Annotated in this window: 22 protein-coding genes; 11 read left to right on the top strand and 11 right to left on the bottom strand. The window is 70.3% G+C overall.

All coding sequences use genetic code 11. From position 1 onward, the window contains the following. Positions 1-161 (bottom strand): ATP-binding cassette domain-containing protein (locus tag VFF97_RS10460; RefSeq protein ID WP_325033441.1); only part of this gene is annotated, 161 nt, incomplete at its 3' end. A gap of 159 nt (positions 162-320) precedes the next feature. On the opposite strand from VFF97_RS10460, the gene VFF97_RS10455 reads away from it, so the two are divergent. Beyond that, on the top strand, positions 321-1340 hold the full coding sequence (locus VFF97_RS10455; RefSeq protein WP_325033438.1) for a LacI family DNA-binding transcriptional regulator: 1020 nt from the start codon (positions 321-323) through the stop codon (positions 1338-1340). Between the two features lie 16 nt (positions 1341-1356). Here VFF97_RS10455 and VFF97_RS10450 read toward each other — a convergent pair whose 3' ends face one another. Together VFF97_RS10450 and VFF97_RS10445 are read right to left on the bottom strand one after the other, a co-directional pair. Next, positions 1357-2784: an MFS transporter gene (locus VFF97_RS10450; RefSeq protein WP_325033440.1), complete on the bottom strand. Its 1428-nt coding sequence runs from the start codon at positions 2782-2784 to the stop codon at positions 1357-1359. 65 nt (positions 2785-2849) lie between these two features. Then, on the bottom strand, positions 2850-3302 hold the full coding sequence (locus tag VFF97_RS10445; protein ID WP_325033437.1) for a MarR family transcriptional regulator: 453 nt from the start codon (positions 3300-3302) through the stop codon (positions 2850-2852). Between the two features lie 67 nt (positions 3303-3369). On the opposite strand from VFF97_RS10445, the gene VFF97_RS10440 reads away from it, so the two are divergent. After that, positions 3370-4224 carry an alpha/beta hydrolase gene (locus VFF97_RS10440; protein WP_325033436.1) on the top strand — a complete coding sequence of 285 codons (855 nt, stop codon included), beginning with the start codon at positions 3370-3372 and terminating at the stop codon, positions 4222-4224. A gap of 106 nt (positions 4225-4330) precedes the next feature. Beyond that, entirely contained in the window at positions 4331-5965 is a 1635-nt protein-coding gene (locus VFF97_RS10435) for a glycoside hydrolase family 6 protein (protein WP_325033435.1), read from the top strand. A gap of 47 nt (positions 5966-6012) precedes the next feature. Here the strand turns inward: VFF97_RS10435 and VFF97_RS10430 are convergent, their stop codons facing one another. After that, positions 6013-7428: a DEAD/DEAH box helicase gene (locus VFF97_RS10430; RefSeq protein WP_325033434.1), complete on the bottom strand. Its 1416-nt coding sequence runs from the start codon at positions 7426-7428 to the stop codon at positions 6013-6015. Between the two features lie 229 nt (positions 7429-7657). Here VFF97_RS10430 and VFF97_RS10425 point away from each other — a divergent pair, with 229 nt between their 5' ends. The 4 genes from VFF97_RS10425 to VFF97_RS10410 all read left to right on the top strand — a co-directional run bounded on the left by VFF97_RS10425 (position 7658) and on the right by VFF97_RS10410 (position 11674). After that, on the top strand, positions 7658-8707 hold the full coding sequence (locus VFF97_RS10425; protein WP_325033433.1) for a biotin/lipoate A/B protein ligase family protein: 1050 nt from the start codon (positions 7658-7660) through the stop codon (positions 8705-8707). Beyond that, positions 8704-9606, top strand: a complete 903-nt coding sequence (locus tag VFF97_RS10420) for a site-specific DNA-methyltransferase (RefSeq protein WP_325033432.1) — start codon at positions 8704-8706, stop codon at positions 9604-9606. Before VFF97_RS10425 ends, VFF97_RS10420 begins: the two co-directional genes overlap by 4 nt. Positions 9607-9610: 4 nt before the next feature. Further along, positions 9611-10597, top strand: a complete 987-nt coding sequence (locus VFF97_RS10415) for an LLM class F420-dependent oxidoreductase (RefSeq protein WP_325033431.1) — start codon at positions 9611-9613, stop codon at positions 10595-10597. A gap of 219 nt (positions 10598-10816) precedes the next feature. Continuing rightward, positions 10817-11674: a hypothetical protein gene (locus tag VFF97_RS10410; RefSeq protein ID WP_325033430.1), complete on the top strand. Its 858-nt coding sequence runs from the start codon at positions 10817-10819 to the stop codon at positions 11672-11674. 82 nt (positions 11675-11756) lie between these two features. On the opposite strand, the gene VFF97_RS10405 is transcribed toward VFF97_RS10410, so the two are convergent. Beyond that, a complete protein-coding gene (locus VFF97_RS10405) occupies positions 11757-13334 on the bottom strand; it encodes a carboxylesterase/lipase family protein (protein ID WP_325033429.1) in 1578 nt (525 codons plus the stop codon). Between the two features lie 35 nt (positions 13335-13369). Between VFF97_RS10405 and VFF97_RS10400 the strand changes: the two genes are divergently transcribed. Next, a complete protein-coding gene (locus tag VFF97_RS10400; RefSeq protein ID WP_325033428.1) occupies positions 13370-15613 on the top strand; it encodes a glycoside hydrolase family 3 C-terminal domain-containing protein in 2244 nt (747 codons plus the stop codon). Between the two features lie 95 nt (positions 15614-15708). Here VFF97_RS10400 and VFF97_RS10395 read toward each other — a convergent pair whose 3' ends face one another. Further along, the gene (locus VFF97_RS10395; RefSeq protein WP_325033427.1) at positions 15709-17136 is read right to left on the bottom strand and encodes an amidohydrolase family protein; all 1428 of its coding nucleotides are present in this window, start codon (positions 17134-17136) and stop codon (positions 15709-15711) included. Positions 17137-17310: 174 nt separating this feature from the next. On the opposite strand from VFF97_RS10395, the gene VFF97_RS10390 reads away from it, so the two are divergent. Further along, positions 17311-18018 carry an SDR family NAD(P)-dependent oxidoreductase gene (locus tag VFF97_RS10390; RefSeq protein WP_325033426.1) on the top strand — a complete coding sequence of 236 codons (708 nt, stop codon included), beginning with the start codon at positions 17311-17313 and terminating at the stop codon, positions 18016-18018. A 148-nt stretch (positions 18019-18166) separates the two neighbouring features. Here VFF97_RS10390 and VFF97_RS10385 read toward each other — a convergent pair whose 3' ends face one another. Beyond that, positions 18167-19069 (bottom strand): NAD(P)-dependent oxidoreductase, encoded by a 903-nt coding sequence (locus tag VFF97_RS10385; RefSeq protein WP_325033425.1) that lies wholly within the window; start codon positions 19067-19069, stop codon positions 18167-18169. Continuing rightward, positions 19066-20448 carry a Xaa-Pro peptidase family protein gene (locus tag VFF97_RS10380; protein WP_325033424.1) on the bottom strand — a complete coding sequence of 461 codons (1383 nt, stop codon included), beginning with the start codon at positions 20446-20448 and terminating at the stop codon, positions 19066-19068. The genes VFF97_RS10385 and VFF97_RS10380 overlap by 4 nt, the downstream gene beginning before the upstream one ends. A gap of 239 nt (positions 20449-20687) precedes the next feature. Between VFF97_RS10380 and VFF97_RS10375 the strand changes: the two genes are divergently transcribed. Then, the gene (locus VFF97_RS10375; RefSeq protein ID WP_325033423.1) at positions 20688-21380 is read left to right on the top strand and encodes a helix-turn-helix domain-containing protein; all 693 of its coding nucleotides are present in this window, start codon (positions 20688-20690) and stop codon (positions 21378-21380) included. 11 nt (positions 21381-21391) lie between these two features. On the opposite strand, the gene VFF97_RS10370 is transcribed toward VFF97_RS10375, so the two are convergent. Together VFF97_RS10370 and VFF97_RS10365 are read right to left on the bottom strand one after the other, a co-directional pair. Further along, positions 21392-22450, bottom strand: coding sequence for a zinc-dependent alcohol dehydrogenase (locus tag VFF97_RS10370; RefSeq protein WP_325033439.1), 1059 nt, complete (start codon positions 22448-22450; stop codon positions 21392-21394). A 5-nt stretch (positions 22451-22455) separates the two neighbouring features. Continuing rightward, entirely contained in the window at positions 22456-22767 is a 312-nt protein-coding gene (locus VFF97_RS10365) for a Dabb family protein (RefSeq protein WP_325033422.1), read from the bottom strand. Between the two features lie 148 nt (positions 22768-22915). Between VFF97_RS10365 and VFF97_RS10360 the strand changes: the two genes are divergently transcribed. Then, entirely contained in the window at positions 22916-23947 is a 1032-nt protein-coding gene (locus VFF97_RS10360; RefSeq protein ID WP_325033421.1) for a 2-dehydropantoate 2-reductase, read from the top strand. Here the strand turns inward: VFF97_RS10360 and VFF97_RS10355 are convergent. Continuing rightward, positions 23937-24773 carry an alpha/beta hydrolase gene (locus VFF97_RS10355; RefSeq protein WP_325033420.1) on the bottom strand — a complete coding sequence of 279 codons (837 nt, stop codon included), beginning with the start codon at positions 24771-24773 and terminating at the stop codon, positions 23937-23939. The two genes, VFF97_RS10360 and VFF97_RS10355, sit on opposite strands and share 11 nt — an antisense overlap. Between the last annotated feature and the right edge of the window lie 148 nt (positions 24774-24921).

Here is a 24921-nt window from a genome sequence, read left to right as displayed (position 1 = left end):
CCCGCGACGATCTTCACGAGCGTCGACTTGCCGGCGCCGTTCTCGCCGACGAGCGCGTGGATCGAGCCCGCGTCGACGGAGATCGTGCCGGACCTCAGGGCGATCACCGAGCCGAAGGCCTTCTGGACGTCGGCGAGCTCGAGCACGGGGGTCGCGGTCACCGGGGCATCACCACTCTCGTCTTTGAGGGAGTGAATCGTTTCATTCCCTGCCGATGCGACAGTAGGCTATGTTCTGAAAGGCGTCAAGTCGGATGCCGCGACCGTGACTGATTCGTTTCATCAGCTCGATCCGCGGCCGACCCAGGGTGGAGGTGACCGATGGCGGTCAGCGTTCGGGACGTCGCCGATGACGCGGGCGTCTCGGTGGGCACGGTGTCGAACGTGCTCAACCGGCCCGAGAAGGTGGCGCCCGAGACGGTGGCCCGCGTGCAGGCGTCGATCGAGCGCCTCGGCTTCGTGCGCAACGACGCCGCGCGCCAGTTGCGGGCCGGTCGCAGCCGCACGATCGGGCTCATCGTGCTGGACGTGCGCAACCCGTTCTTCACCGAGGTCGCCCGCGGGGCGGAGGAGCGCGCGGCCGACCACGGGCTGTCGGTGCTCCTCGCCAACAGCGACGAGAAGAAGCACCGAGAGGCGACCTACCTCGACCTCTTCGAGGAGCAGCGGATGTTCGGCGTGCTCGTGACCCCCGTCGCCGAGAACCTCCCTCGGCTGCGGCGCATGCAGGAGCGCGGCATCCCGACCGTGCTGGTCGACCGCGAGTCGCACGACGCCGCCTTCGCCTCCGTCGCCGTCGACGACGTCGAGGGCGGCCGCATCGCCGCGGATCACCTGCTGTCGATCGGCCGCCGCCGCATCGCGTTCGTCGGAGGACCGGTCTCGATCCGCCAGGTCTCCGACCGCCTCGCGGGCGCGCAGGCCGCTGTCGCGGCGGGCGGCGGGCAGCTCGAGTTCATCGGCACCAACGCGCTGACGGTCGAAGAGGGCAGGCGCGTGGGTGGGGGCATCCGCGATCGCTCACCCGCCGACCGGCCCGACGCGATCTTCGCGGCCAACGACCTGCTCGCGCTCGGCGTGCTCCAGAGCCTCGTCATGTCGCCGTCCGCGGGCGACGGATCGAGCACGGTGCGCGTCCCCGAAGACATCGCGCTCATCGGCTACGACGACATCGACTTCTCGGCGGCCGCGGTCATCCCGCTCAGCTCGGTGCGTCAGCCGGCCGCACTCATCGGGTCGACCGCCGTCGATCTGCTGCTCGAGCAGCAGCAGGGCGCGCGGCCGCGCGAGCACGTCGTGTTCCAGCCCGTGCTCGTCGTGCGCGCGTCGACCGCGGGGTGACCCGACCTGGCGCTCGTCAGCTCGCGTGACGAGGACGAGCGGATGCCGCGCCCTGCCCGTCGCCCGAGGGGAGCCGGATCGGCGTGGTCGAGGCGACCTCGTCGCTGAACTGCTCGGGCTCGGCCTTCGCCGCGGCACCGGCGGCGGCCGCAGCCGCAGCCGTGGCGGGCGGCGGGATCCGAACCGACGTCGTGAGGATCGAGAGCGGACGCGTCTCGTCGATCGTGAGCGCGAAGCGGCGGGACTCGTGCCGGCGCACGCGTCCCGACACGGACATCCAGACCGCGCCGATCGCGAACGCGACGAACGCGGCGACCGCACCGACGCCGATCGCGACGCGCGGACCGAACTGCGCCGCGACCCAGCCGATGATGGGGGCGCCGATCGGGGTGCCGCCCATGAGGATCGCCATGTAGAGCGCGAGCACGCGGCCGCGCAGCGCGGGATCGGTGGTGGTCTGCACGTATCCGTTCGCGGTCGTCATCATCGTCACGACCGAGAAGCCCGTCACCATGAGGGTCACCGCGTACAGCCAGTAATTCGGCATGAATGCCGACACCCCGGCGGTGATCGCGAACAGCAGGGTGCCGCCGATGAGCACGCGGATGCGGGCGGCATCGCGCCGCGCCGCCATGAGCGCACCGGCGACCGAGCCGATCGCGAGGATCGAGCTCAGCAGCCCGAAGCCGTCGGCCTCGCGGCCGAACTCGAGCGCCATCGTCGACGCGAAGATGGGGAAGTTCATGCCGAAGGCGCCGATGAGGAACACCATCGCGAAGGTGACCACCAGGTCGGGACGGCGTGCGACGTAGCGGAACCCGTCGGCGAGGCGCGCGGCGCCCGTCGCCTTCGCGCGGGGCATGAGCTCGTGCGTGCGGATGAGCAGGAGCGCCGCGATCATCGCGATGAACGTGGCCGCGTTCGCGACGAACACCCACCCGGTGCCGATCGCGACGATGACGACGCCCGCCACGGCCGGGCCGATCATGCGCGCGCCGTTGAACGACGCCGCGTTGAGCGCGACCGCGTTGGAGGCGTTCTCACGCGTCACGAGGTCCGACACGAACGCCTGGCGTGCGGGGTTGTCGAACGCGGCGACGACGCCGAGCGCGAGCGCGAACCCGTACATGATCCAGAGGTTCATGATCTCGGTGAAGATGAGCACGCCGATCGCGAGGGCGAACACGCCGAGCACAGTCTGGGTGAGCAGCAGGAGGCGGCGGCGATCGAAGCGGTCGGCGACCCATCCGGTCACGCTCACGAGAAGCAGCGGGGGCGCGAACTGCAGCGCCATCGTGACGCCCATCGCGCCGGCGTCGTTGTTCGTGAGGCCGGTGAGCACGACCCAGCTGATCGCGGTCGCCTGCATCCACTGGCCGACGTTCGAGACGCGCGCGCCGATGAACCAGACGCGGTAGTTGAAGCTCGAGAAGGAGCGGAACATCGCCGGGGCCACGCGCCCGGAGGCTCCGCGCGACGCGTCACCGGCGTGTGGAGAAGGCGTGGGGGTCATCGGTTGGCCATCCTCTGCATCAGCTCGGCGGCCTTCGCGAGGATCGCGCGCTCTTCGGGCTCGAGCTCCGCGAGGGCGGCCTCGACCCACGCGTCGCGGCGGCTGACCGTCTCATCGACGACGGCCCGCCCGGCATCCGTCAGATCGATCACGACCTTGCGGCCGTCGTTGGCGTCGGCCGTGCGCGTGACGAGTCCCTGCTCCTGCAGGCAGTTGACGGTGCGGTTCATCGCGGGTGCCGAAACGCGCTCGTGATCGGCGAGCTCGCCGAGCGTGTGCGGGCCGTGCACCGCGAGCACAGCGAGCACCGTGAACTGGCCGTCGCTCATCGAGTCGACCGCGCGCTGGGAGCGCATGCGACGCGAGAGGCGGAAGGTCGCCATGCGGAGGTCCGACGCCTCCTTCGACAGATCCTGGGTTGTCTGGGAGGACTCTTCGGTATGCGGCATGAGGATACTTAACATAGTTCATTAGCCTTGTTAAGTAAAATTGGCCGGCCGCCATAGACTCGTCCGCATGCCCGAGTTCGAGGACGCACACGGCATCGCGATCGTCTACGACGTCCATCCCGCCAAGACGACGCCGCGCGCGGTCGTGCAGCTGCTGCACGGCGTCGGCGAGCACGCGGGGCGCTATGGCGCCGTCATCGAGGCGCTCACCGCCGAGGGGTACGCCGTGTACGCCGATGACCATCGCGGCCACGGGCGCACCGGCATGAAGCAGTACGGCGGCGATGCGTCCAAGCTCGGCCGGCTCGGCGTGGGCGGCATGCCCGCCGCGCTCGCGGCGGTGTGGCAGTTCACGCAGCTCATCCGCAATGAGAACCCCGACCTGCCGCTGGTCATGCTCGGGCACTCGTGGGGATCGTTCCTCGCGCAGAAGCTGCTCAACCTCCACCCCGAGGCCTACGACGGCGTCGTGCTGAGCGGCTCGGCCCTCCTCTGGCCCGGATCGCTCAACGCGGGCGACCTCAACGCGCCATGGAAAGCGAAGGATGCGATGGGCACCGAGTGGCTGTCGTCCGACCTCTCGGTGGGGAAGGACTTCATCGAGGATCCGCTCACGACGACGACGCCCCTGCTCCAGTTGTTCGGCGTCGTCGACGCGGCGCGCCTCTACGGGCGCCCGCGCAAGGATCTCGGCCGCGACATCCCCATGCTCCTCATGGTCGGGCGCGACGACACGGTCGGCGGTCCGCGCAGCGTGCACCGGCTCGCCGACGCGTACCGCACGCGGTCCGGGCTCACCGACGTCACGACGCTCGTGTACCCCGATGCGCGCCACGAGATCTTCAACGAGGCCATGCAGGCAGACGTGCGAGCGGACCTGCTCGCGTGGCTCGATGCGAGATTCCCCGCCCGAGACCGTTGACGCCGGATGCCTCGCGGGGCCATCCTGACTCTTAGCGATGTCGTGGGAGCGCTCCCATGGTCGGCTCCCCGAGGTCGCGGCGCCGACGACGACGTGGGCGCGGTCGATGGAGACACCCCTGGAGGCACGCATGACCTCACCGACACCCCGACGCGCCCGCACGCGCTCGGTCGCCGCCGTCGGCGCGACCGCCCTCGTCGCGGCCGTCCTGATCCCCCTGGCGGGCACGTCCGCCGCTGGCGCCACCGGCGAGCTCGCCGGCTCGACGCTCTTCGCCAACCCGTACAGCACGACACTCGAGGCCGCGCAGAGCCTGAGCGGTGAGGCGCGCGCGGACGCCTACTTGCTCGGCAGCATCCCGTCCGCCGAGTGGTTCACGTCGGGAACCGGCGACGAAGTGCGCGCCGAGGCGCAGGAGTACGTCGACGCGGCGACGGCCGTCGGGCAGATGCCCGTGCTCGTCGCCTACAACCTGCCGTTCCGAGACTGCTCGCAGTACTCCGCGGGCGGCGCCCTCGACACCGCCGAGTACCAGGCCTGGATCGACGGACTGGCGGCGGGCATCGGCGACCGCCCGGCGACCGTGATCCTCGAGCCCGACGGACTGGGCATCATCCCGCATTACACGACGATCGACGGCGCGACCGAGTGGTGTCAGCCGGCCGAGCTCGACCCGGCGACCGCGGCATCCGATCGATTCATCCAGCTCAACTACGCCGTCGACGTGCTGTCCGCCCTCCCGGCGACAGCGGTGTACCTCGACGGGACCCACTCCGGCTGGCTCAACGTCGGCGACATCACCGACCGGCTGCTGAAGGCCGGTGTGCTGGAGGCCGACGGGTTCTTCGTCAACGCGTCGAACTACCACTACACCGCGAACCTCACCGCGTACGGCACGTGGATCTCGTCGTGCATCGCGTACGTCACGCAGGTCAACCCCGGTGCGTTCGGCGAATGCGGCAACCAGTACTGGAACGGCGGTCCCGCCAACAACTGGACCGGTGTCGCGATGTCGGCGTTCGGAGAGTGGAGCTCGGGCAATCCCGACCCCGCGCTCGACACCGCCGGCGTCGACTCCCGCTACGAGCTGATCCTGGGCGGCGTCGAGCCGTCGACGCACTTCGTGATCGACACGAGCCGCAACGGCGAGGGCCCGTGGCAGGCCCCGTCGGGCGTGTACTCCGACCCCGAGGACTGGTGCAACCCGCCGGGCCGCGGCATCGGAGTGCTCCCGACGACCGACACCGGCAACGCCCTCGTCGACGCCCACCTGTGGATCAAGGTCCCGGGTGAGTCCGACGGCAAGTGCTACCGCGGTACGGGCGGTCCGCTCGACCCCGAACGCGGCATCGAGGATCCCGCTGCGGGTCAGTGGTTCGTCGAGCAGGCACGTGAGCTGATCTCGCTCGCGAACCCACCGCTTCCCCCGCTGACGTGCACCGTCGAGGTGACGGGCACGCGGCTCGGCTCCGGGTGGGCGGCTGCCGTCGTCATCGAGAACACGGGCTCGACGACCCTCAACCCGTGGCAGCTGTCGTGGACATTCGACGGAGACCAGCGCGTCAACGCCGTGGTGGTCGGCAAGTACGTCCAGAACGGTGCGAACGTCACCGTGACGCCGCACAAGCTGATCGCGAAGCTCGCCCCCGGGGCGAAGACCGCGTTCGCGATCAAGGGCAGGGGTGCGGCATCCGAGCCGTGGCTGTTCCGGCTCAACGGGCAGGCGTGCCTGTCGAAGTGATCGGTTGACCGGGCCTCCGTCCCGCGGAGGCCCGGTCAGGTCAGTCCTCAGCCGCGCGCGCGACGGCGGGTGCCGGCACGACGGATGTCGTCGACGGTGCTGCCGGTCGTGAACCGCTGACCCGCGGGGCGCGGAGCGGCGGTCGTCGCCGGACGCGCCGCGGCGGGCTTCGAACCGCCACGACGGCCGCGCGAGCGCTGATCCGAGCCGCCGCGGGCGGGCGCGGCATCCGTCTTCGGCTTCTTCTTCGCGGCCGGACGCTGCTGCTGCGGCGCGGGAGGAGCGGGCTTCACGTGCGGCGCACGCTCGCCGACGAGCTCCGCGACCGCGGCATGCGCCGCCGTCACCGGCTCGAGTGGGGCGGTGACGCGCGCCTTGCGCAGGAGGTCCTTGACCTCGTGGCGCTGCGCGTCGAGCGCGACCGTCACGACGAGACCCTCCGCGCCGGCGCGGGCTGTGCGGCCCGAGCGGTGCAGGTACGCCTTGTGCTCGACCGGCGGGTCGACGTGCACCACGAGCTCGACGTCGTCGACGTGGACGCCGCGGGCGGCGACATCCGTCGCGACGAGCACGCGCACGCCGCCCTGTTCGGCGGGAGCGCCGAACGCGGCGAGGTTGCGCTCGCGCGCGTTCTGCCCGAGGTTGCCGTGCAGGTCGACGGCGGGGATGCCGGCGGCCGTCAGCTGCTTCGCGAGCTTCTTCGCCTGGTGCTTCGTGCGCGTGAAGAGGATCCGTCGTCCGAGGCCCGATGCGAGGTGGCGCACGAGCGCGGTCTTCTCGTCGGACTCCACGACGAACACGCGGTGGGTCATGACGCCCTGCGGCACGCTCGACTCATCGACCTCGTGGCGCACTTCGTCACGCAGGAAGCGCTTCACGAGCACGTCGACGCCGCGGTCCAGCGTCGCGCTGAACAGGAGGCGCTGACCGTGCTTGGGCGTCGCGCTCATGATGCGCGTCACACCCGGGAGGAAGCCGAGGTCGGCCATGTGGTCGGCCTCGTCGAGCACCGTGATCTCGACCTCGCCGAGATCCACGATGCCCTGCTTCATGAGGTCTTCGAGACGACCGGGGCATGCCACCACGATGTCGACGCCCGCGCGGAGCGCCTGCTCCTGCGGACGCTGGCCGACGCCGCCGAACACCGTCGTCACGCGAAGTCCCGCGGCATCCGCCAACGGCTTCACCGTCGCGGCGATCTGCGTCGCGAGCTCGCGCGTGGGCGCCAGCACGAGACCGCGCGGATGCGACGGCCGACGCCGACCGCCCGCGAGGCGCGCGACGAGCGGCAGCGCGAACGCGATCGTCTTGCCGCTGCCGGTGCGGCCGCGGCCGAGAACGTCACGACCCGCGAGCGAGTCGGGGAGCGTGTCGCGCTGGATGGGGAAGGGCTGGGTCTTGCCGTCGGCTTCGAGCACGGCGGCGAGGTTCTCGGGCACGCCGAGAGAGAGGAAAGAAGACATGGATGCTTTCATGCAGACGCACACACGCAGGATCGGCGGTGCGAGAGGTGGCGACGGCGCGGGTTCGCGCATCGGTTCGCCGTTCGAAAAGAGCCGCGGCCGCAAAGAGGGCCGGGGAGCGTGACGACGACGCAGCGGTTCAGAGTGAGCCGCGGCATCCACCGTAGCAGTCCCCGCCGTGCGGTCGCTGACAGCACCACGGTTCCGGCGCCGCAATAGGGTTGTCCCCATGCACGGTGAGTACAAGGTTCCCGGCGGCAAACTCGTCGTCGTCGACTTCGAGGAGCAGGACGGTCGCATCGCGCACTTCCACCTCGCGGGTGACTTCTTCCTCGAACCCGACACCGCGCTGGACGACATCGACGCCGCGGTCACCGGGCTGCCGATCGAGGCGGATGCCGCGACCATCGCCGCCGCGGTGCGCTCCGCCCTACCCGAGGGGGCGCAGCTGCTCGGCTTCACGCCCGAAGCGGTCGGCACCGCGGTGCGCCGCGCGCTCGTGACCGCGCCCGGCTGGCGCGAGTTCCAGTGGGAGATCGTGCACGAGGCTCCGGTGTCGCCGCGCATGAACCTCGCGCTCGACGAGGTGCTCACGGCGCGCGTGGGCGACGGCCGCCGCAACCCGACGCTGCGGCTGTGGGAGTGGAATGAGTCCGCCGTCGTCATCGGGTCGTTCCAGTCCGTGAAGAACGAGGTCGACCCCGAAGGGGCCGCGCGCCACGGCTTCGACGTCGTGCGCCGCATCTCGGGCGGCGGAGCGATGCTCATGGCGGCGAACTCGATCGTCACGTACTCGCTCTACGTGCCGTCGTCGCTCGTCGCGGGCATGACGTTCGCCGACTCGTACGCGTTCCTCGACGACTGGGTGCTGCAGGCGCTCCGCTCGATCGGCATCGACGCGACGTACCAGCCGCTCAACGACATCGCTTCGCCGCAAGGCAAGATCGGCGGCGCCGCGCAGAAGCGGCTCGCGAACGGGGGAGTCCTGCACCACGCCACCCTCTCGTACGACATGGACGGCCAGGTCATGACCGAGGTGCTGCGCATCGGCCGTGAGAAGCTCAGCGACAAGGGCACCGTGTCGGCCGCGAAGCGCGTCGACCCGCTCCGCCGCCAGACTGGGCTCTCGCGCGAAGCGATCATCGAGAAGTTCAAGGAGACGTTCGCGAACCTCTACGGCGCCGTCCCCGGGCACATCACCGAGGACGAGTACGCAGAAGCGGCGGAGCTCGTGCGCACGAAGTTCGCGACGGACGCCTGGCTGAACCGCGTGCCATGACCCAGGCGGCCGCCGCCGCACCGCAGCCCGGCGCGGTCGAGATCCATCACGGTGACAACCTCACCGTGATCCGCGGCTTCGCCGACGCGTCGTTCACGCTCATCTACCTCGATCCGCCGTTCAACACCGGTCGACCCCAGCAGCGGGCGGTCGAGACGGCGCGCGCGGTGCGCGTTGCGGATGCCGCGGAGGCGGAGCATCCGTCGAATTCCGAACCCGTCGTCGTACGCCGGGGCTTCCACGGCCGCGAGTACGAGCGGCTGCGCGGCGATCTGCGCACATACGACGACCGCTTCGACGACTACTGGGGCTTCCTCGAGCCGCGGCTCACCGAGGCGTGGCGGCTGCTCGCCGACGACGGAACCCTGTACCTGCACCTCGACTACCGCGAGGCGCATTACGCGAAGGTCCTGATGGACGCGCTGTTCGGACGCGAGCGCTTCCTCAACGAGCTGATCTGGGCGTACGACTACGGCGGCAAGAGCAGGCGCCGCTGGCCCACCAAGCACGACACGATCCTCGTGTACGTGAAGGACCCCGCCCGGTACTGGTTCGACTCCGCCGCCGTCGACCGCGAGCCGTACATGGCGCCCGGGCTGGTGACCGCGGCGAAGGCCGAGCGCGGCAAGCTCCCCACCGACGTGTGGTGGCACACGATCGTGCCGACGACCGGACGCGAGAAGACCGGCTACCCGACGCAGAAGCCCGAGGGCATCCTCCGTCGCATCGTGCAGGCCTCGAGCCGCCCGGGCGACCGCGTGCTCGACTTCTTCGCGGGCAGCGGCACCACCGGAGCCGTCGCGTCAGCCCTCGGGCGCGACGCCGTGCTCGTCGACGACAACCCCGAGGCGATCGAGATCATGAGGAGACGGATGCCTCATGCCCGGGTCCTAGGCTGAGCCCATGCGATTCGGAACCTTCATCCCCCAGGGCTGGCGCTTCGACCTCGTCGGCATCGATCCCGCCGACCACTGGCGCGTCATGCGCGAACTCGCCCAGCGAGCCGACGAAGGCCCGTGGGAATCGCTGTGGGTGTACGACCACTTCCACACGACGCCCGTACCGAGCGACGAGGCGACGCATGAGGCGTGGACGCTCATGGCGGCATTCGCGGCGTCGACCGACCGCATCCGTCTCGGTCAGATGTGCACGTGCATGAGCTACCGCAACCCCGCCTACCTCGCGAAGGTGGCCGCGACGGTCGACATCGTGTCGGGCGGACGCGCCGAGATGGGCATCGGCGGCGGGTGGTACGAGCACGAGTGGCGTGCGTACGGGTACGGGTTCCCGCCGATCGGCCAGCGCCTCGCGCGGCTCGACGAAGGCGTGCAGATCATGCGCCAGGCGTGGACGACCGGCACGGCGACCCTCGACGGCAAGCACTACCAGGTCGACGGTGCGATCGTGCGGCCGCTGCCGCTGCAGGAAGGCGGCATCCCGATGTGGATCGCCGGCGGCGGCGAGAAGGTCACGCTCAAGATCGCCGCCAAGTACGCCGACTATGCGAACTGGTCGTCCGACCCCGAAGAGTTCTCGCACAAGAAGTCGGTCCTCGCCGAGCACTGCAAGACGCTCGGGCGCGACCCGTCCGAGATCACCCTCAGCGCGAACTTCAACACCGTCATCGGCGAGACCGAGAAGAACGTCGACGAGCGACTCGCCCGCATCGAGGAGCGGCTGCGCCCGCACCTCGGCGACCGCACCGAGCGGGTCATGGGCGAGTACCACTCGCGCCACTGGCTCGTCGGCACGCCGGAGCAGATCGTCGAGCGACTCACCGACCTGCGCGAGCGCGGGCTCCGGTACGCGATCCACTACTTCCCCGAGCACGCGTACGACCGCTCGGGCGTCGAGCTCTTCGAGCGCGAGGTCATCCCCGCGCTCGCGTGAGCCGTGACGCGTTCGCGTGAAAGCGCCGGGCTCGATTCAGTGGATTGGTCGGTAGCAGGGCCGTTTCCGCCGTTTCGGCCCGGCGCTTTCACGTAGCGGCGCTCCGCCCCCGAGCTTCGACCAGACAACCGGCTCTCCCCAGATCGGCGGGTCGGCCCGTCTCCCACATTCAGCCGAGTTCGGGCGTGGGCCGCTCATCCGTCGGCGCACGGTCGGGGGATGACTCCTATCTCCCACCATGCGGGAACGACGACCGCGACCCGGTTCCTCACCCGGCGCGCCCTGCTGCGCGCGGGGTGGACCGATCGGCAACTCGCTGCCGCGGTCGCCGATGGCCGATTGCTCAAGCCCCGACCGAATGCGTACCTGCCACCCGGCGTGCACACAGACACGATCGACGCGTGTGCGCTCGGCGGCCGTCTCACCTGCGTGTCGGAACTGGCGAGGCGCGGAGTCTTCGTGCTCGAGCAGCCCGCCCTTCACGTACACCTTCACGAGAACCGCCGCCGCGCGCCCGTTCTCGCGCGTCCCGTGCGACGTCACTGGGACCGTCTGCGTCGCATGCCACCGCTGGGCGCGACGTCCGTCGGGGCCTTCGACGCCGTCCTGCAGGCGGTCCGATGCCAGCCGCCCCGTGCCGCCGTGGCGACGCTCGACTCCGCGCTGCACCTCGGCGCCCTGCATCCCGACGACCTGGACGAACTGTTCCGGCAGCTCCCGCGCCGTCATGCGGTCCTCCGCAAGCTCATCGACTCCCGGGCCGAATCCGGTCCCGAGACCCTGGTGCGGCTGATGCTCCGCTCGCTCGGAGCGAGGTTCGACGTCCAGGTACGGATCCGCGGTGTCGGCCGAGTGGACTTCGTCGTCGACGGCTGGCTGATCGTGGAATGCGACAGCGAAGCGTTCCACTCGACGTGGGAGGACCAGCGTCGCGACCGCCGCCGCGACCAGGCGGCGGCGGCCCTCGGTTACAGCACGTATCGCCCGATCGCCGAGGACATCATGTGGCGTCCGGAGGAGGTTCGCGCTGCATTGGCGGGTCTCCTCGGCTCCCGTAGGCGGGGTCGCCGTCGGTGAATGCGCCGGGCTCGATCGCGCATCAGAGCCAGCGGGGCGCGCCGACCACGCGATTCAGCCCGACGCTTTCACGGGACCTCGATCAAACCCGCGGCGGCTCCTCCGACACCAAGGGCCGCACGCTCGCGTAGCCGTCGGGGTCGACCTCGGGGCCGGATGCCGCGCCGAACATCCTCGTCGCGCCGGGGCGCGCCGACCACGGCGTCCATCCGGGATCCTCGCCGCGGATGAGACGGACCGCTGCGCCGTGCACGGCGTCGGCCAGATCCTGCGGAGGCTCGGTGCCCGCGAGGGCGTCGACCCGGTCGGCGTCGAGGCAGTCGAACCAGAACGGCACGTCGAGGCAGTGGCACGCCCACCCTATCGCGGGTGATGTCCAGGTGAAGCGGTAGACCCACGTGGGGGCCTCCGACTTCGCCGCGGTTCTCGCGGCCGCGACGCGCACCACCGTCGATCGGAATGCGCGGTCGCTCACGTATCGGCCCACGAGCGCCGCATTCCCCTTGCTGTGCTGCTCGGCGTTCGCGGCGATGTACGCGCGGCGCGTGGCCCGGTCGAGGCCGAGCCGGCCGAGGGCGAGCGACGCGGGGACGAACCGCATGCTTCTCTTAGCGCGGTCGAGGAGCATCGTGAACTCGTCGTCCGTCGCGCCGAGCACGAGCGGCTTGTCCGCTCCCACGCCGTCCCGGATCGAGTCGGGCGTCGGCTGCTTGAGCAGCTCGCCGTCGACCATCGGTCCCCACGACGGACCCTCGTCGAGCAGCAGGTTGACCTCCGCGAGCCGATTGCGGGACTCGGGAGAGGCGGCGTCGCTCTGCAGCGCGAGGAGCTTCTCCTCTTCGACCGACGCGAAGCCCGAGCGCGTGGGTGCCACGTTCGCGAGCCGCGCGAGCTTGTCGGCGCGCTCCTCCGCGCGCTTGCGCGAGACATCCCCGAGGGCGCCCGACATCGACCACGCCGCGTGGAACAGGTGCTGTGCGGCGGGCAGGCCGAGGAGGGTCAGCACCGCGCCGCCGCCCGCCGACTGGCCGGCGATGGTCACGCGACCGGGGTCGCCGCCGAACGCCCCGATGTTGTCGCGCACCCACTCGAGGGCGGCGATCCAATCGCGCACGCCGCGGTTGGCGGGCGCGCCATCGATGTGTCCGAAGCCGTCGAAGCCCAGGCGGTACGACACCGTCACCGTGACAATGCCGTCCCGGTTGAACGCGCGGCCGTCGTACCACGGGCTGGCCGGCGAGCCGGCGATGTACCCGCCGCCGTGGATCCACACGACCACGGGCAGCTTCGCGTCCCCCTCGCCTGGTCGGGGCGTGAACACGTTGACGTTCAGCGTCGACTCGCCCGGCACGGACGGCTCGGGGATGAGCGTCACCTCGGGCTGCGGCCCGCGCAGGGGAGTCGGTCCGTAGGCGACGGCATCGCGCACGCCATCCCACGGGTCGGGCGGCTCAGGTGCTTCGAAGCGGAGATCGCCGACCGGCGGCTTCGCGAACGGGATCCCGAGGAATGCAGCGGATGCCCCGGGCTCACCCGGCTTGCCTCGCCACATGCCGCGGACTTCCCCGGGCGCGATGCGCACGACGGGTCCGACGACGGCACCGCCCTCGGAGACGGGCGCAGCGTCGACATCTTCGGAAGAGGGACCGGCGAAAGGCATGGCACGAGCGTATGCCGCGACGCGAGGATGAGCACATGACAGATGCGATCCCCACCGCCGCCGACCTCACTCTCGGGGAGAAGGCGTCGCTCACGAGCGGCGCCGACTTCTGGACGACGAAGTCCGTCGAGCGGGCCGGCGTGCCCTCGATCATGATGACCGACGGTCCGCACGGTCTGCGCAAGCAGACCGAGGCCGCCGATCACCTCGGCCTGGCCGGCAGCACCCCGGCCACGTGCTTCCCGCCGGCCGCCGGGCTCGGGTCGTCGTTCGACCCGGAGCTCGTCGAGCGGGTGGGCGAGGCGATCGCCGTCGAGGCCGCGATCGAGAACGTCGCCGTGGTCCTCGGTCCGGGCATCAACATCAAGCGCTCGCCGCTGTGCGGCCGCAACTTCGAGTACTTCTCGGAGGATCCCTTCGTCTCCGGGGTTCTGGGGGCGGCGATGGTGCGGGGGCTCCAGTCGCGCGGCGTCGGCGCCTCGCTCAAGCACTTCGCCGCGAACAACCAGGAGCACGACCGCATGCGCGTGTCGGCCGACGTCGATCCGCGGCCGCTCCGTGAGATCTACCTGCGCGGGTTCGAGCGCGTCGTCGAGGACGCGCAGCCGTGGACCGTCATGTGCTCCTACAACCGCATCAACGGGGTGTTCGCCTCTGAGGATCCGTGGCTGCTCACGAGCGTGCTGCGCGACGAGTGGGGGTTCGACGGGCTCGTCGTCTCGGACTGGGGTGCGGTGAACGATCGCGTCGCGGGCCTGCCTGCCGGACTGGACCTCGAGATGCCGGCGAGCGGCGGCCTCACTGACGCGCAGCTCGTCGCCGCGGTGCGCGAGGGGCGGCTCGACGAGGCCGCGCTCGACACCGCCGCCGATCGCGTGCTCGACCTCGTGCGCAAGGCCCGGCGGCGCCCGGTCGTCGAGGGTCCGCTCGGCGTCGACGCGCATCACGCCCTCGCGCGCGAAGCGGCGGGCCGCTCGATCGTGCTGCTCAAGAACGACGGCGCGGTGCTGCCGCTCGCACGCGACGCGAGGATCGCCGTCATCGGCGAGTTCGCGCGCACGCCGCGCTACCAGGGAGCCGGCTCCTCGCTCATCAACCCGACGCGCCTCGATACCGCCCTCGACGAGCTGCGGGCGCTGTCGAGGGGTGAGGTGTCGTTCGCACCGGGGTTCACGCTCGACGCGGGGACGGCGGAAGACACGGATGCCGCAACCGCACTCCGCGACGAGGCGGTGGCCGCCGCATCCGCCGCCGACGTCGCCGTCGTGTTCCTCGGGCTCCCCACGGCCGACGAGTCCGAGGGCTTCGACCGCGAGAGCATCGACCTCCCGGGCGACCAGCTCGCACTGCTCGACGCCGTCCTCGCCGCGAACGCGCGTACGGTCGTCGTCCTGTCGAACGGCGGCGTCGTCGCGCTGCCGTTCGCCGACCGCGTGCCAGCGATCGTCGAGGCGTGGTTGCTCGGTCAGGCCGGCAGCGGCGCGACCGCGGACGTGCTGTACGGGGTCGTCAACCCTTCGGCGAAGCTCACCGAGACGATCCCGCTCCGGCTCGAGGACAATCCGTCGTACGGGAACTTCCCCGGCGAGTTCGGGCACGTCCGCTACGGCGAGGGTCTGCTCGTCGGATACCGGTGGTACGACGCGAAAGACCTCGAGGTCGCGTTCCCGTTCGGGCACGGCCTTTCGTACACGACGTTCGCGTACGGAGAAGCCTCAGCGGCCGTGACCGTCGACGGCGACATCGAGGTCGCGGTGGCCGTGACGAACACCGGTCCGGTCGCCGGCCGCGAGGTCGTCCAGGTCTACACGTCGCTGCCCGTATCGTCCGTGCAGCGTCCGCCCCGCGAGCTCAAGGCGTTCGCGTCGGTCGCGCTCGAGCCGGGCGAGACGCGCGAAGTCGTCGTCACGGTCCGCCGCAAGGACCTCGCGTACTGGGACATCCGCACAGGTGGATGGGTCGTCGAGCGCGGCGCCTACGCGATCGAGGTGGCCGCCTCGAGCCGCGACGTGCGGGCCACGACCACGGTCGACATCGAGGGAGACCCGATCCGGATGCCGCTCACGCTGGACTCGTCGGTGGGCGAGGTGCTCGCGCACCCGGTCGTCGGCCCGTTCGTTCGTCAGGCAATGGAGTCGATGGTCGGCGGCGGGCAGCTCGACGAGGGGCTCGTCAAGATGATGGAGTCCTTCCCCCTCGGGCGACTCGCGCGGTTCCCCGGCGTCGGCGTCACGAGCGAGATGGTCGAGGGCCTCATCGCGATGGGCAACGCGTCTTAGACGGGAGGGGCCGCGACACGAGACGCGGATGCCCCGGCACATCGTCGGGCCGGGGCATCCGTGTGTCGTCCGGCGGCTCGCGCCGGAACGCGAGGTCAGGCCGGGGCCGCCTCGCCCTTGCGGTACTGGTACGGGTTGCTGAGGATCTCTTTCTCGGGGATCTCGGGGTTCATGCCCGCCTTCCAGGTCTCCTCGCCGAGCTCCCCCTTGAGGTACTCGATCGTGTTCTCGAGCTTGTTGCGGACGCTCGGCAGGTCGCCGGCGCACAGTTTGTTCTCGAATTTGATCGGCTCGCCGCCGACGAGCACGGTGTGCACGTCGCCGCGACCGGCCTGGTACACGATGTGCCCGTACGGGTTGACGATCGGCACCATCGTCGGGGACGCGTCGTTCTTGATGAGCACCACATCGGCGAGCTTGCCCTTCTCGAGGCTGCCGATCTGGTCCCACTTGCCGAGCGCCTTCGCGCCGCCTCGAGTCGCCCAGTCGACGACCTCCTCGACGCGGATCGTCGCATGCGTGACGGTGTCGCCGGTCTGGTGCGCGATGTAGTGCTCGAGCGCACGGTCGGCGCCGATCGTGGTGCGCATCGCCGAGAACATGTCGGCGCTGAACCACACGCTCGTGTCGATCGACATGGAAGCGGGGATCCCGTGCTTGCGCAGCGCGAACGCGGGCGGGTAGCCCTGACCGCACGTCTGCTCGCTCTCCGTCGCGAGCGACACGCTTCCGCCGGTGGCCGCGATCTTCTGATACGACTCGTCGCTCAGCGTCGCAGCGTGCACGTAGATGTAGCCGGGCTGCATCACGCCGTGGTCGTACATGAGACGGATGCCGTTGTCATTGGTCGCACCCCACACGCCGGCGTGCGTCGTGACAGCGAGCCCGAGGTCGCGCGCGAGGGCGAACGCGGGGGCTTCGGGGAAGCTCTCGTCACCGGGCACGTCGAACGCGATCTGCGCGCCGAAGAGGGTGTCGCGGGCCTTCTCGATGATCGAGCGGACGGCCGGCTCCTGCGACCACTCCCACGGCGCACCCGCAAGATTGCCGTACGCGAGCACGAAGCGGCCGGGGGAGGAGGCGAGCGCCTCGAGCGCGGCCTCACCGTGGTCGGGCGTGCGCAGGCCGTGCGACCAGTCGACGCTCGTCGTGACGCCTGCCTCGACGGCGTCGAGGGCCGAGATGAGGTTGCCCGCCGCGACGTCCTCCGGCCGGAACTTCATGCCGTGCTCCAGGTAGTACCAGACGAAGTATTGCGTGAGGGTCCAGTCCGCGCCGTACGCGCGCATCGCCGACTGCCACATGTGGCGATGCGTGTCGACCATGCCGGGCATGATGATGCCCCGTTTCGCGTCGATCTCGAACGTGCCCTCGGGCACCTGCAGGTCGACGCCGACGTCCGCGATCTTGCCGTCCACCACGAGCACGTCGCCCTCGGGAAGCACCGTGTGGGAGTCGTCCATCGTCAGCACGATTCCGTCTCGGAAGACGATCGGCTGGTTCGGTGCGGGAGTGCCGGTCATGTGAGGCTCATCCTCCTTGATTGCCGCCGTGCGGCGGTGCGTCATCGCACCGCGCCGTCGCCGTCGATCGGCACGCGAGACCGTGCTCGGGCCGACCCGGTCCAACTTGACTCAGGTTAAGCAATGCTGGACACTGCTGTCCAGTCCCACTTGTACCGTCGCAAGGGAGCGAGCGTGAGCACCAGGACCATCGTCATCGTCGGAGGCACCTCCGGCATCGGACTCGAGATCGCGAAAGACTCGATCGCGCGCGGAGAGAAGGTCGTCATCACCGGCCGCGACGAGACGCGCACGAAGCGCATCGCGATGGAGCTCGGTCCCGAGGCGACGGGCATCGCGCTCGACATCTCCGAACCCGCGACGATCGCCCACCAGCTTTCGTCCATCGGCCGCGTCGACGGGCTCGTGCTCGCCGCGATCGAGCGCGACGCCAACAACGTGCGCGACTACAGCATCGAGCGCGCCGTGCGCCTCGTGACCCTCAAGCTCGTCGGCTACACCGAGACCATTCACGCGCTGCTCGATCGACTGGAGCCCACGGTCGACACCGGCATCGTCCTGTTCGGCGGTCGCGCGAAGGACCTGCCCTACCCGGGCTCGACCACCGTGTCGAGCATCAACGGCGGCGTGACGGGCCTCGTGAACACGCTCGCGCTCGAGCTCGCGCCGATCCGCGTCAACGCCGTGCACCCCGGCATCATCGGCGACAGCCCCTTCTGGGCCACCAAGCCCGAGGGCGTGCTCGACGGCTACAAGAAGCACACCCCGGGCGGCGAGCTCGCCACGATGGCCGACGTCGTCGACGCGGTGCAGTTCCTGCTGCGCAACCGCGGCGTGTCGGCGGTCAACCTCTACGTCGACCGCGGGACGGCGCTCCTCTGACGGCCGCCGCCGCCCGTCGTTCGCGGATACTTCGTGAAAGCGCCGGGCTCAACCGCGCGACGGAGGCTCGGCGGCGGCCCGTTCGCACGATTCGGCCCGGCGCTTCGACCGCGGGCGAGGCCCACGGCGCCCCCGGCGGCGCACGACCTCACAGGTCGCGCCGGCTGACCTCGGCGATCGCACTCCAGTCGTAGTCCTTGAGCTCGGAGTCGGCGAGCGCCTTCTCGAACACCTCGATGAGCGCCGGGAGCGTCGCCGGGCGAACCCCTGTCGCCTCGGCGACCTGCTGCGCGAGGGCGAGGTCCTTGCGCCCGAGTGCGATGTGGAAGCCCGGGGGAGAGTAGTCCTGGCGCGCGATGATGCCGCCGTAGCCCGTATACACGACGCCGCCGAACAGCGTGCTCGACAGCAGCTCGGTGAACAGCGCCGGGTCGACACCGAGCCGCTCGGTCATCGCCACCGACTCGCCGATCGCCTGGAGCGCGTGGATGATGTCGTAGTTCACGGCCGCCTTGACGGCGTTCGCGACGGACGGCTTGTCGGCGAGCCGCCACACGCGCTTGCCCATCGCCTCGAGGTACGGCATGACGTCGTCGATCGCCGCGGGATCGCCGGCGGCGAGGATGTTGAGCTGTCCGGCGGCGGCGATCTCGGGACGCCCGAGCACCGGGGTCGCGATGTAGCGGCCGCCGGCTTCGGCGAAGGCATCCGCCAATCGGTCCGACATCGCCGGGCTGATCGACGCCATCATGACGTGCGTGCGACCCTCCGCGCGCGCGATGGCTTCGGGCGTGAAGACGGCGTCGACAGCCTCGTCGTTCGCGAGCATCGAGAACGAGACGTCCGCCTCGAGGGCGTGCGCGGGCGACTCGGCGGCTGTCGCGCCCGAGTCGACGAGCCGCTGCACGGGCTCAGGCGAGCGGTTCCACACACGCAGGTCGTGGCCCGCGGCCGCGAGGCGCCCCGCCATGCCGGAGCCCATCGTGCCGAGGCCGAGGAAGGCGAGGGCCGCGCGATCCTGGGTCCGGGCGTCCGTCACTGCATCCGTCACGCCTCGCCCCGCCCCCACACGGTGTTCTTGTGCGACTGCGAGTCGCGCTCGAGGTTGAGCGGACCGCCGACCGCGACGTAGCGGGGGCCCGCGACGAGCAGCTCCTCGGCCGGGAACTTCGTGATGACCTCGCAGCCGTCGGCCGTGACGACGACCTCCTCCTCGATGCGCGCCGCCCCCCAGCCGTCGGCCGACGGCCAGTAGGTCTCGAGCGCGAACACCATGCCCTCCTCGATCGTCTCGGGGTGGTCGAGCGAGGTGAGTCGCGAGAAGATCGGCTTCTCCCAGATCGACAGGCCGACGCCGTGCCCGTACTGCAGCGCGAATGCGGCCATCTCGTCGGGGAACCCGAACTCCTGCGCGGTCGGCCAGACCTGCACGATGTCGGCGGTCGTCGCACCCGGCTTCACGAGCGCGATCGCGCGGTCCATGTACTCACGGGCGCGCGTGTAAGCGTCGCGCTGCGCCGAGCTCGCCGAACCGACCGCGAACGTGCGGTAGTAGCACGTGCGATAGCCGTTCCAGCTGTGCAGGATGTCGAAGAACGCCGGGTCGCCGGGGCGGATGACGCGATCCGAGAAGACATGCGGATGCGGCGAGCACCGCTCGCCCGAGATCGCGTTGACCCCCTCGACGTACTCCGACCCCAGGTCGTACAGGGTCTTCGCGACGAGCCCGACCGCCTCGTTCTCACGTACGCCGGGGCGCAGGTAGCGGTAGAGCTCCTCGTATGCGGCGTCGACCATCGAGCACGCCTGCGTGAGGAGTCGGATCTCGTCGGGCGTCTTGATGCGGCGGGCCTCCATGAAGACCTGTTGCCCGTCGACGACCTTGATGCCTTCGGCCTGCAGCGCCATGAGCACGGGCAGCTCGATCACGTCGACACCGAGGGGCTCGTCGGCGACGCCGAACTTCTCGAGCTCGCGTTTGATCTTGCGCGCGAGGTCGGCGGCGATCTCGGCGTCGGGCGGGAACGCGCCGCGCAGCGTCGAGATGCCCGCGCGGGCGCCCGACTCGAGGCGCGGACGCTTCGCGCCCTCGTGCGGTGCGTGCGGATCGGCGTCCATCTCGGACGTCGTCACGTCGAGCCAGGGGTTGTACAGCGCGTGGTGCTTCGCCGCGGAGCCGAAGTCCCACACGATCGGGTCGGTGTTGCGCGTGAGCAGCGAGAAGCGGATGAGCTTGTCCATCGCCCACGTGCCGATGTGGGTTGCGCTCATGTACCGGATGTTGGAGAAGTCGAACGCGAGAAGAGCCCCGAGGTCGGATGCCGCGAGCTTCTCCTTCAGCCGCGCCAGCCGCGCATCGCGGAGGCGCTCCATGTCGACGCGCTCCTCCCAGTCGACGGCGTTGGTTCCGGTGGAGCCGGTGCTCTTCATCGAGTCCTCCTGTGTGACGAACCGTCGCGCCCCCAGCGCGAGTGTGAAGTCCAGCTTAACGGTATGTGCCGTTGGAAACGACCCTGATTCACGTGAATACGCGTCGGATGCGCCGCACCGGTCACTGGTGATACCCGCCCATCGGCTCTGGCTTGACACGGAAGCACGGCACCCGGTCCTAGAATGACGACGGGCGCCGAACGAGGCGGCTACAGGACCCGAAACGGTGGGGGGACACCATGCCCGACATGCTCGGCGCCCGGCTGCGCGAAGCGCGGCTGCAACGCGGGCTGAGCCTGCGAAGCGTCGCACAGGCGCTCGGCGTCTCCGCGAGCCTCATCTCCCAGGTCGAGATCGGCAAGACTCAGCCCTCCGTGTCGACGCTGTACGCACTCGCCAGCCACCTCGGAATCTCGCTCGACGAACTGCTCGGCATCACCGCGCCCAGTCACGGACCAGGTCAGCTCATCGGCCACAGCGGACCCGCGCTCCCCGACGTGCAGCGCGCCGAAGACAACCCCGTGATCGAGATGGAGAACGGCGTGCGCTGGGAGCGTCTCGCCGCCGGCGCGGGCGGGCCAGCCGACGCACTCCTCGTCACGTATGAGCCCGGGGCGAGCAGCTCGGTCGAGGGCAAGCTCATGCGGCACGCCGGCATCGAGTACGCGTACCTCCTCGAGGGCGAGCTCACGCTGCACCTCGAGTTCGACGAGTACGTGCTCCGCCCAGGCGATTCGCTCGAGTTCGACTCGATCCGCCCGCACATGTACTCGAACCGCGGCACGGTGCCGGCGAAGGGTGTGTGGTTCGTGGTGGGCCGCCGCCAGCAGAACCAGAGCCTGCGCGACGCCCCGGGCGAGGTCGCGACCCCGTCCGACTCTCCCGCGTCGGCGGTCGACGTGCTCCGCGCGATGGACGATCTCGGCGCGTAGAACTCCCGCGGTCAGCCGTCGGCGCGGTGCACGGCGGGCCGACGTTCCGTCGCCCACGGGTCGATGAGCGTCTTGATCTGCTCCGAGCTGCCCTTCAGCAGGGGATCGAGCGCACCGTCGATGAGGTCGCCGAGGGGCAGCACCTCGTGGGCGATGTCGGACCAGTCGTCGCGGCTCGCGAGCAGGCGGATCGCCTCGGGGAAGTCGTCGCGGAACACGTGCGCGACCGTTCCGACGATCGTGTACTCGCTCAGCGTCCATTTGCCGAGGGGCAGCTCGGGCTCGCCGCGCTGCACGCCGACGGGGACGATCGTCGACCCGGGCTTGGCGGCCTCGAGCACCGACGCGAGTCCCGGAGCCGAGCCGCTCACCTCGAAGAAGACGTCCGCGTCCATGCCGAGCTCGTCGAGCTTGTCGACGATCGGCATCGTGCCGGCCTCGAGACCGGCGTACGCGCCGAGCCGCTTCGCGAGCTCGAGCCGTTCGGGGTCGCGGTCCACCGCGAGGATGCGCGCGCCCGTCGCGACGGCGGCGACCGTGATGAAGGCTCCGATGCCGCCCACGCCGACGATGACGGCGTCCTGGCCCGCGCGCAGTCCGCTGCGCCGTGTCGCGTGCACGCCGATCGCCATCGGCTGCGCCATCCCGAGCGTGTCGGATGCGAGGCCCGAGTCGGTCACGTCGAGCACGATCGACGCGGGTGCGACGACGAAGCCGGCGAGCCCGCCGTCGTGATGGAACCCGATGGTCGAGTAGCTGCGGCACAGGTTCGTGCGGCCCTCGCGGCACGGCTTGCACTCGCCGCACGAGACGCCGGCACCGCACACGACGGATGCTCCGACCTCGAGTCCCTCGACGCCCGGGCCGAGCGCCTCGACGACTCCCGCGAACTCGTGTCCGAGCGTCACGGGCGGCTGCGCGAGCACGAGCCCGCGCCCGAACTCCGTCGCGTCGCTGCCGCACACGCCGCACACCGTGACGCGGATGAGTACCTCGCCCGGTCCGGGTTCGGGCACCGGCTTCTCGTCGATGCGGAGGTCGCCCACGGAGTGGAGGACCGCCGCGCGCATGTCGGTCACCTCAAGTGCCCTTCCTCGATCGGCAGCTGCACGGCCGTGCGCTCCGCGATCATCCGTCCGAGGTGCGAGTCGTACACCGCCTTGTGGGCGGGGTGATCGAGGTAGGCCTCGAGGGCCGCCGCATCCGCCACGACCGCCGCGACGCCGTAATCGGCTCCGCCCGGACGCAGATGAAGGTTGGGTCCGCAGACGTAGGACCACAGCACGGGGATCTGCGCGGCCATCTCGGTGAGCGCCTGCGTCAGGCCGGCGACGTCGTCGTCGGTGACCTCGTCCTTCCAGCGGAAGGATGCGATGTGAAGGATCATCGTGCCATCTCCTCGTCGAGTTGTTCAGCGCCAGTGCACACGATTCCGCGGAATCACCCGCAAAAGCCCAGCATAGTGCCGCACGAGTGTACATCGTCGCTGTAGCATGGGCCACGCCGCGATGAAGCGGCGGAAACGGAGGAACGGCATGGCCGACCCGCGCATCGCCGTGCTCGGAGCGGGCGCCAACGGAGCCTCGATCGGGGCCGACCTGACCGCCGCCGGGCTCGATCCGCTTCTCATCGAGCAGTGGCCCGCGCACGTCGAGAAGATGCGCGTGGACGGCCTGCGGATCCTCTCGCCCGACGGCGACCTGCACGTGCGGCCCCGCGTGATCCACCTGTGCGAGGTCGCCGAGCTCACCGAGCGGTTCGACGTCGTGCTCATGCTCATGAAGGCGTACGACTCGCGCTGGGCGGCGCACCTCATCGAGCCGTACCTCGCGCCCGGGGGTCTCATGGCCGGCGTGCAGAACGGCATGACGGCCCGCGTGGTCGAGGAGGTCGTCGGCGCCGACCGCACGATCGGCACCGTGATCGAGTGCTCCGCGACGATGGACGAGCCCGGCATCGTGCACCGCCACACGGGCGTCTCGCGCTCCTGGTACGCGGTCGGGGCGCTCCCGGGTGGTCCGACCGAACGCGCCGCCGAGATCGGCGAGCTGCTCGGGCACTCCGGCACGGTCGCCTACATGGACGACATCGAGTCCGCGAAGTGGATGAAGCTCGTGAGCAATTGCACGCTGCTCGTGACGTCGGCGATCCTCGGGCTGCCGATGCTCGACGCGTTGCACACGCCCGGCTACCGCGATGTCATGGTCGCCGCCGGGAATGAGGCGCTCGCCGTCGGGCAGGCCCTCGGCCACCGGGTCCTTCCGATCTTCGGGCTCGAGCCGCACGAGGTCGCCGACCCCGCGACCGTCGTCGACACGATGACCGACAAGCTCTTCGCCGGATTCGTCGTCCCCGGTGCGACGACCACCGTGCTGCAGGACTGGCGCAAGGGCCGGCACTCCGAGGTCGACGACCTCAACGGACACGTCGCGGCCGAGGGCCGGCGGCGCGGCATCCGCACACCCGTCAACGACGTCGTCGTCGAGCTCGCGCACCGCATCGAGCAAGGCGGGCTCGAGCCCGACCCGTCGCTGCTGAAGCCGATGCTCGACGGCGTCAGGACTTGAGGAACGCGAGCAGCGCCTCGTTGACCTCGTCGCCGTGCGTCCACAGAAGGCCGTGCGGTGCACCTTCGATCTCGACGTACGTGGCGTCGGGCAGCAGTTCGCGGAACCGGCGCGCCGTGACGTCGATCGGCAGGATGTTGTCGGCCGTGCCGTGCAGGATGAGTGCGGGCACGTCGACCTTCGGGATGTCGGCCCGGAAGTCCGTCGGCCATGTGAGCGGCGCGGCGACGATCGCGATGTTGCCGGCGTGGTCGGCCACCTGCATGCTCGCATCCAGCGCCTGCTGCGAGATGCGCGAGCCGAGGTAGTCGTCGAGGTTGTAGAAGCTCTTGAAGAACTCCGCGACGAACGCGTACCGGTCCTGGCGCGCCGCGGCCGAGAAGCCGTCGAAGAACTCCTGGGGGCCCGCGCCGTCGGGGTTGTCGTCTGTCTTGAGCAGGTACGGCTGCAGTGAGCCGAGGAACGCGACCTTCGCGATGCGGTCGCTGCCGTAGGTCGAGAGGTACCGGCAGATCTCGCCCGTTCCCATCGAGAAGCCGACGAGCACGGCATCCGTCAGATCCAGCGTCTCGATCAGCACGCTCAGGTCGCTCGCGAAGGTGTCGTAGTCGTAGCCCGAGCCGGCCTTCGTCGACGCCCCGAACCCGCGCCGGTCGTACGCGATCACGCGGTAGCCGGCGTCGAGGAGCGCGGCCTGCTGCTTGCCCCACGACTCTCCGTTGAGCGGGTAGCCGTGGATGAGCACGACCGGCTGACCGGAGCCCTGATCGGTGTAGAAGAGCTTGACGTCGATCGAGTTCTCGGTTGCGACTTTGATGTGCGACACGTTCTCTCCTCACTTCGGCCGAGGGAGGGGACGGATGCCTCGGCCCTCCTCCGACGCTATTCCTCACGCGCGCCGTTGGCGATAGCATCCGCTCGTCTCGCACAGCGTCGTCGAGGAGGAGTCGGTGAACCCCAGTCCCGCGTCAGAG

The sequence above is a fragment of the Microbacterium sp. genome, assembly GCF_035687345.1.
In the GTDB taxonomy this organism is placed as follows: Bacteria; Actinomycetota; Actinomycetes; order Actinomycetales; family Microbacteriaceae; genus Microbacterium.
This window is presented reverse-complemented; position numbering and strand designations above follow the sequence as displayed.